The organism is uncultured Dialister sp. (genome assembly GCF_937959425.1).
GTDB lineage: Bacteria > Bacillota > Negativicutes > Veillonellales > Dialisteraceae > Dialister.
In genome coordinates this window covers 1-17,143 of the sequence record NZ_CALGPS010000140.1, presented here as the reverse complement: position 1 = coordinate 17,143, position 17,143 = coordinate 1, and the positions used below count along the sequence as shown (strand labels likewise).

Genomic DNA, 17,143 nt, shown 5'->3' with positions numbered 1-17,143 from the left:
ATATCTGTAATTATCTAATATATTCAACAATAAATAGTTATTCAGCATGCACTAAATAGCTCGCTATTCGCGTCGCCCCCCATTCCTTGCATTGCATAAAAATTCAAGAATAAAATCAGACAACGATTTAATCAGTGCTTCCCTAGAGCCGAAGGTTCTCAGGTTTGACAGGCTCTGGGGCCTATATGCCTCTACGCTCCCCTGTCATTTCGAGCGGAGCAAAGCGCCGATATGAAAGCCATTTTCCCATACAGCCCATGAAACGGAGTCGAGAAATCTCCCTGCTGAATGTACCCTGACAAATTGACTGGCATTAAAAATACAAATCGGTGTTCCTCAGGGCTTCGCCCAGTGAGAGAAGCCTGATATTTCCATCAAAAAACACCGTCCCGAAAGGGCGGTGCTTTTTTGTTCCATTTTAGAAGGAATATCTGGCGGTAAGGGTGTAGGTCCTGCCGTCACCGATGTAATAATGGTTGTTGTCATCATAATATTCCCTGTCGAAGAGGTTATTCACAGCAAACTGGAGTCCGAAGTTCTTATTGAACTGGTAATTGGTGGAAAGGTTCATGAGGAAATAAGCATCCCGAGCCATGAAGTGACCGCTTTCCTTCCCTGCTTCCGTCCTGTCGGAAATGAACATGCCGTCCAGGTTCACTGTCCAGGGATTCTTGCTGTACGTAGTACCAAGGTGGAGCAGATGGCGGGGAATGTCATAATTCTTTTCACCCTCCACCTTTCCTGTCTGCCAGGTGTAGTTGATATAGGAAGACCAGGCATCACTATGGTGCTGGTTCAGGGAAATTTCAAATCCATGGGTCTTGGCGTCGCCGGCGTTTTCATAGAAATAAGCAGATGCGTTCTCTTTATTCAACTTGATATAATCATCTGTTTTTGCATAGAACACATCGGCATGAACATCGGTCTTGCTGCCAAATTTCTTTTTCAGTCCTAATTCCCAGGTATCTGTAGTTTCCGGATCCAGGTCAGGGTTCGGACGGTAGATTACTCTCTTGTTTCCTCTGGTGCTGTCAGAATATCTGTACACCTGGTACAGAATAGGCGGATTAAAGGATTTCCCATAGGAAACATAAGCATTGGTGCTGTCATTAAAAGCATAATCAAGAGAAATCTTTGGGGAGAACTTGTCATAGGAAGAAGAATCGAAATCCTCTTCATCCTTTCCCCTGTACTGAGAGTACCCATCATATTTTTTATAATGGTCATACCGTCCGCCGATGTAAGCCGTCCATTTCGGGGAGAAGTTCCACTTATCCTGTACATAAATGGCATAGGTCTTATCCTTGCCGCCAAGCCGCTGATCTTTGTCAGTCTCTTTACTCCTGCTGTTCCAGGATTTCCAGTCTGTCACTGACGCAGAAATGGTTTCGCTGAACTTATCCTGCCCGAGGGAGAAACCAGCCAGAAGATTATGGGCGCCCAGTTTCCATCTCTTATTGAAATCAAAATCCCAGGATTTAGAGGGATAGGATGTCTTACTGCCACTGCCGTCAAAATTCTTTTCCGGATTTACGCTTGTGTCCGGAGAGGTATAACCATCTTTGTAATAATCGGTCAAGCCAAAGTGAGCATGAATGCCATTATCTTTATCATTATAGGTTAAAGAATGAAGATTATAGGCACGCCATCCCTGCTTTCCCAGGAAACTGGAGGGACTGTATCTCATCTGATTTTCTCCGATTTTTCCCTTCCAGCGACCATTCCCCTTTATGTAAGAAATGGGATCTTCATATTTCCAGTCATAAATGGAATGGGTATATTTATAGGTCAATTTCTGGCTGTCGTTGAAACTGTAGCCCATGTTGAACCCAAAGGACTCATTCAAAACTTTCTTGCTGCCTCTGTTACCGATGATGGCATTTCCTTCCGCATCGGAATCATAACCTTCCTCTTTCCCGGATTTGCTGACAGAAACATCATAATCCTTCCAGCCATGGGTATTCATGCTGCCATAAAAAGCGCCAAAATCAAACTTATCCTTTTTGAAGCCAACATTATAATTCTGATTGACCGTGGCGTTGCTGCCGTAGCTTACCGTAGCAGAGCCGTGGAGGCCGTCCTGCTTCTGGGTTTTGGTCATAATATTGATGACGCCGCCTACAGCCCGACCGCCGTAAAGAGCGGACTGTCCGCCGGAGACCACTTCGATTTTGCGGATATTTTCCACGGGAATCATATTCCAGTCCACATCCCCGTCCCAGGCCGTGTTCATGGGCTGACCATCCACCAGCACCAGAATATTCTTGGAATTATATCCTCTCAGATTCACCGTACCTTCCACAGACTGTGATGCCGATACACCGGTCACCATAGCCAAAGCCTGGGCTGTATTCTGCACATTCCTCTTCTGGATATCCTTCTCTGTAACCACCTGTACATTGGCCGGCACATCCTGCAGCCTTTCCGCCTGCCTGTTGGCCGTAACCGTAATTCCCTTCAGCGTATACACCGGCATCTCTGCCTGCACCATGCCTGTGCCTGCCAGAGAGAGCACCGCCAGAAGCGCAGCGATTTCCTTGGATTTCAATGTCATCATCAATTCCCCCTATACATATTTGGTAAACAGCAATTTTCCACATATCAGAAGCTAATCCATCTGCTTTTATTTTCTTACCATTTACTTATATTATTATATACCACAGTTCAAGGAATCCAAATGAATATTCAAATATGTTAAAGAAAGGTTCAAAGGATTCAATAGGTTCAGAGGGTTCAAAGGGTGGTGGATTGCCGCTTCGCGGCAATGAATTATAAAAGGCTGCCTCCGGCTAACCCCTTCCGGCTCGCTGCGCTCGCCACCCACCCCTTAAGCAGAGGTGGGCAAGGGCGTTACGGAACTTGCATTTGTGTCACTATTGCTCCCCCCAGGGAAGCGCTGATTAAATCCTCCTTCCTCAGGCGACAGAAGATAGGAGTGTCAGTTCTTCAGACTTATCTCATCACAATGACCAACAAAAAAGCACCACCCCGTCAAGGGCAGTGCTTTCTGGTTTCATCTATCTCAGTTATTTTCCACACCCAGTTCAGATTCCACCACCGAGGCGATATCGTCTACGATGCGTTCCAGCTGGTTCAGTTCCTTGCCTTCACCCATGACGCGGATGAGGGGTTCCGTACCGGAAGCGCGAACCAGAATACGTCCGTCGGCGCCCAGTTCTTCTTCTCCTGCTTTGATGGAGTCCTGGATCAGTTCATTGTCTTCCCAGCCGTTCTTGCTGTACACTTCCACGTTCTTCAAAATCTGGGGATAGGTGGTCATGAGGCTGTTCAGTTCGGATAATTTCTTTCCATTTTCACGAAGCACTTTCAGCGTCTGCACAGCAGTAATGAGGCCGTCGCCGGTGGTATTGAATTCCGGGAAAATGATATGGCCGGACTGTTCGCCGCCGATGGAATAATCATGCTTCAGCATTTCTTCCAGCACATAGCGGTCCCCTACCTTGGTGGAAACGGTCTGGCAGCCGTATTTCTTCAGTGCCTTGCCAAAGCCCAGATTGCTCATGACAGTACCAACTACCATGTTGTCCTTCAAGCGGCCTTCCTTCTTCATCTGCAGGGCGTTGATAACCATGAGATGGTCACCATCAAGCACCTTACCCTTTTCATCCACAAAGAGGCAGCGGTCAGCGTCGCCGTCGTTGGCGATGCCGCAGTCAGCCCCCACTTCCACCACTTTTTTCTGCAGTGTTTCGATATGGGTGGAGCCGCAGCCGTTATTGATATTCACACCGTTTGGTGCATTGAAAATCGGAATGACTTCCGCGCCCAGTTCAGCAAGGATGCCGGGGAGGAAACGGCTGGCTGCGCCGTTGGCAGAGTCGGTGACGATTTTCATGCCCTTGAAATCGCCGTCCACAGTGGATTTCACATAGGTTCTGTACTTTTCAGCCAGTTCCGGGCAGTCGCGGATGACGCCGATGCCGTCGCCGGTAGGACGTACGATTTCTTCATCATGGCGAAGGATATTTTCGATTTCCTCTTCCGTCTTGTCCGGCAGCTTGTAGCCGTTCCGGTCAAAGAACTTGATGCCGTTGTCGGGGAAAGGATTGTGGGATGCGGAAATGACCACCCCTGCGTCATATCCTTCTGTCTTGGTTAGATAAGCCACGCCGGGTGTAGGAATCACGCCTACCACGTCCACATTGACGCCGGACGCACAGAGGCCTGCAGACAGGGCTGCCGTAAGCATGGAGCCGGAAATACGGGTATCCATGCCGATAAGGAAGCGGTGATCCCCCTTAGTCTTGCAGAAATAAGCGCCGGCAGCTCTTCCCAGCTGATAGGCAAGCTCCGGCATGAGGGTCGAATTCACCAGTCCGCGCACACCGTCTGTACCAAATAAAGTAACCATTCATATTCCTCCCAAAAATTTCTTGAAATAACTTTCAAATCATACATCTAAAGAGGGATTTCGTCAAGATGGGGCGTGTCGCGCCCCGGGTTCAGAGGGCATTCCACACATATTGTGCCCCCGCTTGCGGGGGAAGTTTGCTCTATGCTTAACATTTATCTCACACGTGATGAACAGCGTTCCGGAGATTAGCCACGCACGGTCAGCCAGTTAAAAGGAAGGCCCTTTTATGGGCAGGCTAAGGGCCAACTTTGACTGACTCGAAGACCCTATGCAGGGTCTTCGCAGTGGCTTTTCCCCCTTTGGTGCCTTACGGCACCACCTTCCCCTCCGCAGAAGCGCTGGGACTATAACCCGTCAAGAAGCAATTATTTCATAAGCATTCCAAGGCATAGCGCCGCTAGAATCTCCCCCTCCGGGTGCACAGCGAACACATTTTGAAGGAGCGCCAGCGACGCGCAAAATGTAGTGAGTCGTTTCTCCACAGGAAAGCATGTCACTGGATTCTCGGGTCGCGTGGCTCCCCTACGAATCCAGTTCCTTTGCCAACCTTTAGGTGGGAGACGCCGCCGCAGGCGGCAGAAGGAGTGCATTTCCTCGCGCCACAGGCGCGGTTGTTCGGTTTTCGCTTTTTCCCTCGCCCGCCAGGGCGGTTGTATGGTTTTATTTATACTGGCGGCGCAGCCGCCCACCACAACCCTCAGCGGCAAAGCCGCTGTCAAACATAAGAACCCTCGGGGCGAAAGCCCCGTCAATCTTTAGAACCTTCACGCCCGCAAGGGCGTGTCCCAGGTCTGTCTCTCAGTCCTTATCTATTTCCACTGTCACTGAAACCTTGGGCACCGCCACACTGCCGCCTACAGGGACCTTTACGTTTACCAGCTGCTGGATATCAGCGCTGGCACCGGTGACGTCGATGGGATCCAGATCCAGAGTTCTATTGGCGGCGAAGAATGAAATCGGTGCTGTAAGCGTGGCCACCGGCGGGGTCACTGTGATTTTACCAACTTTGTATCCCTTGGCCGGTTCTCCCTTGGTTTCGATTTTGATAGGAAGATTTCCCAGCTTGGTTTCCTCCTTCATCTTCACCGTCACCTTTACCTGGCTGGGCATGATATCCAGTCCCGTTACCGTATTTCCATCGGCATCCAGAATATTCACGCTGTCAAATTCAGCGAAGCTCTTTTCCTTACCGGCAATATTCACCGATACCACGGCCCTGTCAGCCTTGGCTACCATGGTGGAGCTGCCGGCGATGGTAATGGTATCCGGCGTTACCTTGTTGCTTTCTACGGAGAAATTCGTCTCCGGCGTTCCGAAAATCTGAACATTGGCAGGAAGAGTCTTCACCGCATAGGTATCTATATTCAAATCAAAAGTTTTCGGCGTGACGGACACCACGGACTCATCCCCCGGCACCGATACCAGGATAGGCGTATTGGGATAGTCGCCGTCAGTCATGCCTGAGAGATCCACATAGGCCTTGATATTGTCAGACCGCATGTAAATCATGTCGCTTCTAGCCATACGCACCTTTACCTTCACCGTGGAAGGCACATTGGTAGCCACCAGGGAACGATCCAGATTTCTTGTCTCTACCGGCACCGTATAGGTATTTTCCACCTGGGGATTCTGTTCATTCATTACATATACCCACAGGGCACAGGCCGCAATGAGGCAGAGGAGCTTTGGAAGCCACCATTCAAATCTTGTATATTTCATTTCAAAGGCCTCCATTTCTGCAGCACATCGCTTACGCCCTTCGGCTTGCTCTGTACCAGGTAGTTTCGGAGGATATTTTTCAGACTTTCCGCATCCTGTCCGCGGTAAATATGGCCGCCGTAGGTGTAGGACACGATGCCCGTTTCTTCACTCACCACCACGATGACACAGTCTGCCTGCTCGGACATACCGATAGCCGCCCGGTGCCGGGTGCCAAGCTCTGTGGACAGGTTATGGTCACGGGTGAGCGGCAGGAGGCAGCCTGCTGCCATGACACGGTTCTCGCGGATAATCACAGCACCGTCATGGAGAGGCGTATTCACGATGAAAATATTTCCCAGAAGCTCCTTGGAAACAAGGCCCTCAATGCGGATACCCGTATCAATGCGGTCATCCAGTCCAACGCTCCGTTCAAACACGATGAGCGCGCCGATTTTATTGGCGGACATGGTCATGGTAGCAGCCACCACATCATCGATTACATGGTCCCACTCCACCTCATTCATGACGCGGGAGGAAACATAGAACTTTCCCCGGCCGATCTGCTCCAGCGCCCGCCGAAGCTCCGGCTGGAACACCACCGGCAGCGCCACGATGAGCACCGTCATCAGCTTGTCCAGGATCCAGCTGACCACATGCAGCTGCAGCCAGCCTGCAAGCACCGTAAAAATCCCAAGAAACACCAGCCCCTTCAAAAGAGCAGTGGCCCGGGTATCGCGGATTAAAATGTAAATACGATATAGAAAAAAGGCAACCACCAGGATATCCAGAATATCCCAGAGCCTCATGGTCATAAACAGTCCCTGTATCTGTCCCAAAAACATGTATCCATTCTCCTTTATAGCAGGCCGCTTCCGCGGCGGATATATATATTAGTATTATTATTTTAGCATGAAAGGGAAGAGAAAGGAAATGGGATTTCATGGAGCCGCCGAGCGGCCCGGGTCCAAAGGGAAGGGAGAGATTTGAGAATTGAGATTTGAGATTTGAGGAATGGAGACAATCAGCCGCGAGATATCAGAGGGGAAAGTATCGCCCTACGGGCGATGACTATGAAATCAGCGTTACGGGAATGCCTTTCTATCACATAAGTCACTCTAACCTTGGTGGTGAGTTAGCCACCTCTGGTGGCTTTTCCCCCTTTGGTGCCTACGGCACCACCTTTGCCCCGGTGGGAAGCGTGTCACACGATTCTCAGGTTGCTTCGCTCCCCTACGAATCGTGTTCCCTTGCCACCCCGCTGTGCGGGGGCACAATAAAGCTCCGTATAACATTCCGCTCATAAGTGGCTCTACATTAAGCACGGGTTGTTGTCCCACCGCTTGCGGGGGAAAGGTGGTGGCGCCAGCCACCAAAAGGGGGGCCGCTTTCCCTTCGCCCGCAGGGCGGTTGCACGTTTTTTCATAATGGCGCCCCTATATTTCCAAAAGGCGCCCACCGAGGCCTTTCCCCTGAGCGAAGCGATGCAACCCTTCTATACAACCCTTGGCACCGAAGGCCGTCAGGCCCGATGGATTCCATATGCCCCTCTGCCGCGCAGCGGCAGGTCTCTTCGGGAATACAGAGTAACCCACCAGCTACCAGCCACAAGCCACTGCGCCGTCAGGCGCCCCCCAATCCCGGCCTCGGCCCGAAGGGCCGTCAACCCTCACGCCCGCAGGGCGTGTCCCAAAGCCCCTTTACCATTCCCCTCTTCTCCATTATACTTACCTATAAGAGGAGGTCTTTCATATGGCTTTTACTTTAATCTGCCACGCCTGCGGGCAGAAACTGACTTTATTTGACCTGGACGTGAAAAAGCGGAAAGGCACTGTTCGGTGCACACGCTGCGGGGCCCGGATTTCCTATGATTTAGACAAAAGAAATATCCAGCAGTCCGGCTTCTGGGCTACCGAGGAACCGGCCTTCGACAGCCGGGTGAAAAACCGCATGATGAACCAGCTGAAACGGGAAGAAGCGCGGAAAGAAATGGCAGAAGGAAAAACAGCCTCCCCTGCCATCGTGCAGATGGAGCAGAACCCTTCCCACGTTCACGACTTCGATGAAAATCCCTTCAGCGCCAAAGCAGGCTTTGCAAAATTTGACCTGAAAACAGGACAGATTGTAGGAGATACACCGGAAAAACAATCCGCCCCCCTCCCCCGTCCTGAAAAGAGCGGCATCACCTTCAAAGTGGTAGACAGGAGCCACCAGAAACGCACCATCCGCGCCGCCCACGCCGCCCTGCCGCCCATGAAAAACGAGACGAAAACAGCGGAAAAGGCCTTTACCCCGCCGCCCCGCATCGTCACCCGCACCGCCCACCGGAATATGCAGCTCGTCCGCCAGGCCAGCGCCGCACGGGTTCCCAAGGCGCCGGTGAAGATTTCAAAAATCCAGTCCTTCTGGCAGAAGGTGAAAAATTTCTTCTCCTTCGGCCATCATTCATAAAATCATTTTTTCCAAAGGAGGAAATACCATGCACCACGCCATCTTCCTATGCTTTGCACTCCTCATCCCCATTGTCTTCCTGGGCGGCTGTGCTCCCTCCGCTTCCGACGCCTACCACAAAATCACACCCCAGGCAGGCTATGAAATGATGAAAAAAGAGGACATCACCTTAATCGACGTGAGAGAACCGGCAGAATATCAGGAGGGCCACATCCCCGGCGCCCGCCTCATCCCCCTGGGCACCATCGACAAAACCATTACAGACAAACTCCCCGACAAGAAAAAGCCCCTCATCGTCTACTGCCGCTCCGGCGTCCGCAGCAAAAAGGCAGCCATGAAACTGGTGGAACTGGGCTACACCGACGTAAGAGACATGGGCGGGATTATGGACTGGCCCTATGAGGTTGAGAAATAAAAGGGCCGCTTTGCTGCCCGGGTTCAGAGGGTTCAAAAGGTTCAAAGGGTTCAGAGGGGAAGGTTGACGGCCCTTCGGGCCGAGGGTTATGGCCGCCTGCGGCGGCAGGTTGTATAGAAAGGGGCGACGGCCCTTCGGGCCGAGGGTGGTGGTATCGCCCTTTGGGCGATGAGTTTATATGCCGCTTTGCGGCCTCGGTGGGCGCCCTTAAAATCATAGGGCCGCCTCTTTTGATAAAACCATACAACCGCGCCCTTAGCGCGATGGGAAAACAGGCCAACCTCGCTTCGCTCGATGGAAATGCACCCCTATTCCCCTACGGGGACTTCCCCCAGAGGGGGAAGTTTGCTCTCCACTTCTCTTAGTGCTAACTTAAGTCGCTCATTGTATAGCGCCGCTAAAATCTGCCCCTCCGGGGAAGACACCGCCGAAGGCGACAGAAGGGGTGCATTTCCATCGCCCGTAAGGGCGGTCGGTTTGTTTTCCCTTCGCCCGCCAGGGCGGTCGGTTTGTTTTCCCTTCGCCCGCCAGGGCGGTTGTAAAGGTTTTATACAAACTGGCGCCTTCCATATTTAAAGGCGCCCACCACCTGCCGCCGCCAGGCGGTCCCCTCGATCCTCGATCCCGATCTTCGATCCCAGCCGCCATGCGGCTACGCGCCCACCGAGGCCTTTCCCCTGAGCGAAGCGATGCAACCCTTCTATACAACCCTTGGCACCGAGGGCCGTCAGGCCCGATGGATGCCATATGCCCCTCTGCCGCGCAGCGGCAGGCCCCTTCGGGAATACAGCCCACCACAACCCACGGCGAAGCCGTGCTCCCTTTTTCTCTGAACCCTCACGCCCGCTGGGGCATATTATCAAAAAACTCCTCCCTTGAAAAAGAGAGGAGTTTTTACATGCTTTGAAACAATCAGTTGAAGTAGATGTACACGCCTTTGAGGTCGATGAGGTCCAGGCCCATTTCTGTGTAGCCCACATAGAGAGCTTTTTCAGAAAGGGACACGTTTTTGGTCTTATCGCCGGCGCGGACTGTTTCTTCTGCTTCCTTGTCCTGCGGATAGACTTTGAGGGAAACGCCGTTGTATACCAGCTTGAAGGTGCCGCTTCCTGTTTCTGTGGAAAGGGTGGTGGTGAAGGTTCTTTCTTCATCAGGCACCTGGTCCGGTTCCGGCAGTCTCATGCCGGTGGCAGAGAGAACGAGTTTGTCTCCCTCTTCATTGTGTTCCACGCCATAGGTGCCATACTGGCCTACCTTTGCATCTTCCACGCGGAAGACAGGAAGAGATGTTTCGATCTTGTTCCGCGGGCGGTAACCGCCGCTGTGGGCCCATACATCAGGCTTCACAATGGGGTTGAAGGTGAGCTGGACGATACCGGTGGGATGGTAAATGTAGTTACCAATCTGAGTGCCGTCGGAAATCTGTTTTCCATCGATAAAGCTCTTGACACCAAAAGTCCTGTCAGCGTAAGAAATCATATCGCCATAGGTTTTATCGAACAAAACATCTTTGCCCCATACATCACCATTGGCCAGAGAATCATTTTTTACATCCCAGCTAAGGTTATCCAAAGTTGAACCAGTACCGTTAGCTCTAGTCGTAATATCCTTCGGGTTAACGATGATATCGCCTTCCACGGTTACCTTGTAGTTCTTGTAGGCATCTGTGCCATCTTTATGGATGATACCGCCACCGGTATGAATCAGTTCGCCGGTATAGGTTCCTGCATCTGCAGTGACCGCCTCAGAATTCTTCTTCTTATTTTCAGCCAGGCTATTGGCATAATCTCCATCAGCCTTGATATCAAACTTCAAATCCTTCGTCGAAATCTTGTCACCATTGGCCAGCTGGTCTGCTGGTACAGTCGCCTCCGAGAAAATCTTCTCCGTAGAACCATACTGCTGCGTCATCGTATTGCGAATGGTGATAGCCTTGGGATCCAATATGACATTAGAATTATTCACCGTCACATCGTAGTCACCAAGTTCTGCATTCTTTGCAACTTTCAGCGTGTAACCGCCATCCTTAACATCGTTGGTATGCGTATCATCCTTATACGCGTCTGTCGTGTAGGTCAGTTTCAGATCTTCCAGAAGTTTGGCAGGATCATCACCATTCACTTCGCCCTTGAAGTGGCTGGTATAATTCTTGTTTACAGTGCCGTAGTCCGTGGTCACTTTATCCGTCTCCACCGTAGCTTTGGCCTTGGTCAAAATTTCCGTACCAGCAGCCCCACGCTTTACGGTATAGTTGGTGATGGCATCCGCAAACTTTGTATCAATGGCATAGCCGCCATCTTTCACATGGTTGGTCTTGTAAGTCCCGTCAGCATTTTTGATCAGAGCTTTAGAAGAAGTCGTCAGCCCCATTTCCTTTTCCAAGTCGGAAGCTTTATCCCCATTCACGACTGCCGTTTCGGCATCCCGGATATGGGCAGCGCCTTCTACATCGCTCTTGACCCCCTGCCAGTCCCCATAGACCTTGCGGTTGCTGTCCGTGTCGATGACCAGTTCAGCCTTATCCAGGTACACTTTCTTGGGATCACCAATCACAATATTGTAGTTGGTCAAATCGCCGGTAGCCGTAGTTCCCATGTCATAGCCAACAGTAGAAGCATTCTGGGTATGGGTATCATCCTTCAGTGCCTTGGAAACATCATTGGTCACTGTGACCAGCTGATCGATGGTCTTGCCCTCTTTATCCACCGTATCTTTGGTGTCTCCATTGGCAAATCCGGACAGATTGTAAGCGGTCTTGGCATCTTCCTGTACTTCGGCAGCTTGACCATAAATCCGATGGATATCTTCTGGGTTTACCGTCAGGGTAGCCTTATTAACCGTAGATTTCCCGTTGGTGATATGAACGGTATAGTCAGAGAGTTCCTTGCTGGCAGCCCCCTGAAGTTCATAACTCCCGGCATTCTGAGTCTTCACCTTGTCGTTGTCGGCATCAGTTTTCGTCCCGGTGTTGGTGTAGTTGAGGAATTTATCTCCCAATACGGACGCCTGCGTATCCCCGTTCACCAACCCATTAGATTTGGTAGTATCAATGGAGTACTTATAGTCCTTCGTATTAAAAGCCGTGCCATAAGTGGTGGACACATCCCCCACCGTCAGGTAGAGGTCTGCCGGATTCACCGTGATAGTGCCGCTGCCGCTGACTTCGTAGTTAGCAGAAACATCATCAGTGCCGTTCTTTATAACTGCACCAGTAGTAAGATATTCTCCTGCATAACCATCTTTGCGAACGTGAGCAGTGGTATTGTTTCCTTTGCTCTTAGCATAATCGCCATTTGTGGAAATGGTGTACTTGATATCACCGGCATCCAGGGTGTCCCCGTTCACCAGCTGGGTTTTGTCGTAGGAAGGCGTCCCGCTGGTCACATGAACATCGCCGTAGGTCTGGGTAGCATCAGTAGTGATGGTCAGAGTCTTCCGGAGGATTTCAATATCTCCATTGACCGTTTTCAGGTCATACCCGTTCAGAGCCTTGGCCCCATTTTTCTCCACATTGAATACATAGAAGGCCTTGTTCCCATCAGAAGCCTTCTTGTCTTCGTCCCCGTTGGTCCGGGTGGCTCCTGCCGCTGCCCCAGCACTGGAAACAGCCACAGCCTCCGTTCCGTTTTTTGTCCCATCAGAACTGGTCACGTAGGTCAGATAGTCGGCTTCCTTGAAATTGCTGAACCGGGTCACATCAATATTGTTGTCCTTGGAATCCTTATAAGTAGCCGAGGTGCTCAGCAGCTTCCGCAACTGGTCGTCAGACAGGGAATCCCCGTAGGTTTTCTGCTGGCTGCCGCCGGAAATGGTGATCACCGGAGTCACTTGGAAGATAAACTTGTTGCTGCTGGTATCAGTATAGGTGCCGATATTATGACCAGCTGCATTTTTGTCAGATCCATCAGTGGTAGATTTCCTGGTTGATTCCGAAGACCACTGTGCATTGGTTTTACTATCCAGATTGCTCCCCAGCTTGGTGTCATTATCACTGGGAGAAGCTACATAGACCTGCCAGGTGCCCTCTTTTTTCACATTACCGTTTTCGTCCTTGACTACTCCAGTAGTAATAGCCGAAGCTCCTTGGGTTTCATTGATAAAAGCGCCGGTCTTACCCTGGGCATCCACAACGACAGCACCATTCTCCGTGCTGGCAGCAGCCAGAGTCCCTGCCGTAGCATTACCGTCATAGTCGACGCCAGCTCCCAAAGTGATTTTGCCGGAGACTCCTGTAGAAGTGAGACTGATTTTGCCGCCATGAGATGTTGTTTCACTCTTCCCCTGATAGGTATTTGCTGTAATACCATGAACTTCCAAGTCACCCTGAGACACGATAGTAATATTATCTACGCCTCCGTCCAGTGTGGCATTAGAAGTATCCGTTTCTTCACTTTCACCGGAATGGATTTCACCGCCTACTTTGACACCATTTCCGGAAATATAGAGCCCATGGTCTACATATACAGTACCATTGTTATACTTCGTTACCTGATTACCGGTATCACCGATAGTAACGGAACTATCCGAATAGATACTAAGAGTGTCCAAAGATTTGGCCTTACCGATATCCCCCTGAATTTTGACTTCACCATGGCCGGAATTGATTTTCAGGCTGGAATTGGCCAGATTGATTTCCTGGATGAAGCCCACAGTAGTGCTGCCGCCCATAGCCGCGTCATCCCATTTGCCAGTAGTGCCATAGCCTACAGTAAGGAAAGGAGAGCTGTTATCTGGTTGGAAACGCTCCGTTCCATTATTTTCCTTGTACGTATCCCAGTTGGCATAGCCGTATACAGTTTCTCCATATTTTTTATTTGCCCAGTTAGAGCCAACATTGCTATAGAACTGAGTTCCTTTCCCATTATTGGCTTCCCCTTCCGGTCCGGTTACCCAATACATACCATTCGAGTGGGTGGGGTCATCAGGTAATCCATAATACGCATAAGGGTTGTTGCCGTCTCCTGTTTTATGGAGAACGCCGGACCCCATGCCACCTGCCCAAAGAATCTGCTGACCATTCGGTGTGGTCAGAGAGTTTTCCAAGATAGTAGTAATAGTAGCCAAATAGGAATCTCCTACCGCAGAGCCGCCATTAGTGTTTTTACCATTGTTTATCTGGGCCAGTTCTTTAGCTTCAAACCAGTTTGAAGCTAACAGGCGTTCAATATCATCCGTTATATTTGCTTTTGCAGTTTTACCGTTAATCATGATAGTTTCATCAGTGGCCAGCTTTTCATTTTGCTGCGCTTTCAGCAAATATTCCCGGAGTACTGCATCTGAAACTGCATTACCACTGGAATCCACTACCGTTTGTGTTGTGTTCCCTTTTGCATCAGTGCTTACTTTAATAGTAAATCCTGAGCTCTGGGGAATATACTTTTTCGCAAACTCTACTTTAGTATCTTGAAATTCATACTGCAGCCATTGCGCAAAGGTCATCGTTCCTTTTGTAACAATAACAGAAGAATATCCATCTCCAGCCTGTGTCACACATGTGTTACTCAACGCACCATTAGTGCCATCTGCGGCAAAGCGTACATTCTGTGTATCTATAGAGTCAATATTATAATGGCGGCCAGTAAATGACTGCTTATTGTAAGTGATTGTCCCATCTTCGTTAATAGTCTCATCCAAAACGTAATTACCATTTTCATCAGTCACATAATTACCATTCGCATCTTTTTTATAATTAACGAATTGATAGTGATAGGCTGGAACTTCTCCGTTTTTTAAATATTCAGCCACTTTATCAGCAGTGAGATTATCCCATGTGTTAGTACCATATACATAGGCGCCATAGCTGTTCCCGGAGTTGATGATACCTGTAACATTCACTTCTCCACCGTTCGAATCAAGAGTTAATGTGCCCCCATTAAGACCGATGGCCACTTCGCCATTGAGATTAATTTTACCGCCGTTGGTCTTGATAAACCTATCATCTTTATCTCCATCCGCAGTTTCTTCATCATTCACATGTCCAAAATATGTACCAACCGTATGGCCGGAATGGTCCGGAGCTCCCTCAGCATTAAAACTTCCCTTCCCAAATCCTTTTGTATTGGCAGTATCGCTTTGGTATTCAACTTTACCACCGGAAGCAGAAGTGAAATCCCCGCCGTTAGTGGTAATATCCTTGTTAATGATGACAGCCCCAATAGCATCTCCATTGGTATCTGCATTGAGCACCACATTCAGTTTGTTGGAAGTAGATGTAATATTACCGTTTATGGTGATGTTCCGCATAGCTTCCAAAGTCAGAGTAGTATCACCACCGCTAATCTTGTCAATGTCATTTTCAACAATAATATTAGCATTGCCATTTGTGGCTGCGGCCTGAATGGTTACAGGCGTACCTGCGTTCAGTATTTTTTCTATTGTTTCAGTCTTAATCCAGGTAACCCCAGTATTTACGGAAGTCGCATTAGCGTTCGTTGCTGCAGGATCATTGTAACCAATAGTCACATTCCCATTGGTAAAATCATACGCTGTATCATCATTCTTATCTGCACTGCTATAATTACTTCCATTGCGTGGGTCAGCTTTATCCCCATCCGCAATAATCACATCCAGCGGGTCCAGCAGCCACTCCCCAGCTTTGCCGTTGATGCCTTTGGCATTGATATTCAGGTTATCTCCCAGGTCCAGTACATCGCCGGAGGTTTCAATCTTGCCGCCGTTCACATCGCCCTTTGCGAGGAGGTTTGTGCCGTCGTGGACGATGGTTTTTCTGCCCATGACTTTGATATTTCCTGCGTCCTGGACCTCACCTTCGCCGGAGGCGTCGAGGGTGCCGCTCACTTCGACCTGGCCTTTATCGTTTCCTTCGAGGAGAATCTGGCCTTTTTCGTTTTTGCGGAGGGTCCTGGCCTGGAGTGTGCCGGAGTTATTGACCACGGTGCTCATGACGTCGGAGGCGCTGTCGGCGGTCATGAGGATGGTTCCGCCGTCGGCGGTGATGGCGCCTTTGTTGAGGGCGCTGGCTTCGGCGGTTTTGCCGTCTACGGTAAAGTTCAGTTTGCCATAGGCGTCCGGGGTGAGGGTAAGGGTATCCGCTGCCGCCATGAGGACGGAGCCGCCGTTACTCGTAATGGTGCCGCTGTTTTCTACTTTGGAAGCATGAAGGGCCACCAGGCCACCTTCGGCGTTGATGGTGCCTTCGTTAATGATTTTTCCATCGGAAACACCGCCCAGGGTGAAGGCGCCTGTGCTGTTTCCGAATTCTTTCATGAAATTATCCTTCACATTGGCAGTGGATGACACGAGGCCCCCTACGTCGATGGAGGCGTTTTTGCCGATGACTACGCCGTTAGGGTTCACCAGGAGCACATGGCCATTGGAGAGGAGACTGCCGTCGATGACGGACTGCTGATTGCCGGTGACCCGGTTCAGGGCCAGTGCATCTTTCCCGGGCTGCTGGAAACGGACGGATTCGTCTTTTCCTACGCTGAAGCCCGTCCAGTCCATGGCCATGCGGCCGGAGTCCTGGCGAATGGTCATTTCCTTGCCGTTCCGGGTGACGGCGCCGGCGCCGGAACGGATGACGCCTCCTTCCGGCATGGCGTCTACGCTGGAGACACCCAGAGAAAGGGCAGACATGACCAAAAGAGCCAGTGTCTTTTTCCAATGTCCATATTTGTGCATTTTCGTATTCTCCTTATGTGATGAATTGGTTTTGAATGTATTTGACAGCGCCTTTGGCGCTAAGGAAGCGCTGATTAAATCGTTATCGAATTAATCAGTGCTTCCCTAAGGGTTCTTAAGATTGACCGGCCTTTGGCCGGAGGGTTCTTAGGTTTGACAACTCTTTCAGGGCTGAGGGTTGTGGTGGCGGCTGGCGCCGCAGTTTATAGCCGCCTGACGGCGGAAAAAACCAAACAACCGGGCTTCGCCCGTGGAAATGCACCCCTATCCCCGCCTACGGCGGTACTTCCCCCGGAGGGGGAAGTTCTAACAACGCTATAGATAGAGCAACTTAAGTTAGCACTAAGGGAAGCATAGATCAAATCTCCCCCTCCGGGGGAGACGCCGCCGCAGGCGGCAGAAGGGGTGCATTTCCAACGCCCCCAGGGCGGTTTGCCTGTTTTCCCCTCGCCCGTAAGGGCGGTTGTTTGGTTTTATCATACTGGCGCCTTCAATAAATTAAAAGCCGCCTACCACCACCCTCTGAACCTTCAGGGAAGCAACCCCTTCCCCCGCTTACGCGG

At 50.5% G+C, this 17,143-nt stretch carries 7 protein-coding genes; 2 read left to right on the top strand and 5 right to left on the bottom strand.

Annotated features, from left to right (window positions below):
- Positions 1-418: 418 nt before the first annotated feature.
- The 4 genes from Q0482_RS06080 to cdaA all read right to left on the bottom strand — a co-directional run bounded on the left by Q0482_RS06080 (position 419) and on the right by cdaA (position 6,918).
- Positions 419-2,557, bottom strand: a complete 2,139-nt coding sequence (locus Q0482_RS06080) for a TonB-dependent receptor (protein WP_299144697.1) — start codon at positions 2,555-2,557, stop codon at positions 419-421.
- Positions 2,558-3,022: 465 nt separating this feature from the next.
- A complete protein-coding gene (gene glmM / locus Q0482_RS06075) occupies positions 3,023-4,372 on the bottom strand; it encodes a phosphoglucosamine mutase (protein WP_299144695.1) in 1,350 nt (449 codons plus the stop codon).
- 801 nt (positions 4,373-5,173) lie between these two features.
- Positions 5,174-6,094, bottom strand: a complete 921-nt coding sequence (locus tag Q0482_RS06070) for a CdaR family protein (protein WP_299144692.1) — start codon at positions 6,092-6,094, stop codon at positions 5,174-5,176.
- The gene (cdaA, locus tag Q0482_RS06065; protein WP_299144689.1) at positions 6,091-6,918 is read right to left on the bottom strand and encodes a diadenylate cyclase CdaA; all 828 of its coding nucleotides are present in this window, start codon (positions 6,916-6,918) and stop codon (positions 6,091-6,093) included. The genes Q0482_RS06070 and cdaA overlap by 4 nt, the downstream gene beginning before the upstream one ends.
- Before the next feature lie 907 nt (positions 6,919-7,825).
- On the opposite strand from cdaA, the gene Q0482_RS06060 reads away from it, so the two are divergent.
- Both Q0482_RS06060 and Q0482_RS06055 read left to right on the top strand, forming a co-directional pair.
- Positions 7,826-8,524, top strand: coding sequence for a hypothetical protein (locus tag Q0482_RS06060; RefSeq protein WP_299144686.1), 699 nt, complete (start codon positions 7,826-7,828; stop codon positions 8,522-8,524).
- Between the two features lie 28 nt (positions 8,525-8,552).
- Positions 8,553-8,939 (top strand): rhodanese-like domain-containing protein, encoded by a 387-nt coding sequence (locus Q0482_RS06055; protein ID WP_299144682.1) that lies wholly within the window; start codon positions 8,553-8,555, stop codon positions 8,937-8,939.
- Positions 8,940-9,851: 912 nt separating this feature from the next.
- On the opposite strand, the gene Q0482_RS06050 is transcribed toward Q0482_RS06055, so the two are convergent.
- Positions 9,852-16,580, bottom strand: coding sequence for a filamentous hemagglutinin N-terminal domain-containing protein (locus Q0482_RS06050; protein WP_299144679.1), 6,729 nt, complete (start codon positions 16,578-16,580; stop codon positions 9,852-9,854).
- Between the last annotated feature and the right edge of the window lie 563 nt (positions 16,581-17,143).

Bases quoted from the DNA above. Each gene is read 5' to 3' on its own strand.
- Q0482_RS06080 (WP_299144697.1), bottom strand. From the start codon at position 2,557: ATGATGACATTGAAATCCAAGGAAATCGCTGCGCTTCTGGCGGTGCTC.
- glmM (WP_299144695.1), bottom strand. From the start codon at position 4,372: ATGGTTACTTTATTTGGTACAGACGGTGTGCGCGGACTGGTGAATTCG.
- Q0482_RS06070 (WP_299144692.1), bottom strand. From the start codon at position 6,094: ATGAAATATACAAGATTTGAATGGTGGCTTCCAAAGCTCCTCTGCCTC.
- cdaA (WP_299144689.1), bottom strand. From the start codon at position 6,918: ATGTTTTTGGGACAGATACAGGGACTGTTTATGACCATGAGGCTCTGG.
- Q0482_RS06060 (WP_299144686.1), top strand. From the start codon at position 7,826: ATGGCTTTTACTTTAATCTGCCACGCCTGCGGGCAGAAACTGACTTTA.
- Q0482_RS06055 (WP_299144682.1), top strand. From the start codon at position 8,553: ATGCACCACGCCATCTTCCTATGCTTTGCACTCCTCATCCCCATTGTC.
- Q0482_RS06050 (WP_299144679.1), bottom strand. From the start codon at position 16,580: ATGCACAAATATGGACATTGGAAAAAGACACTGGCTCTTTTGGTCATG.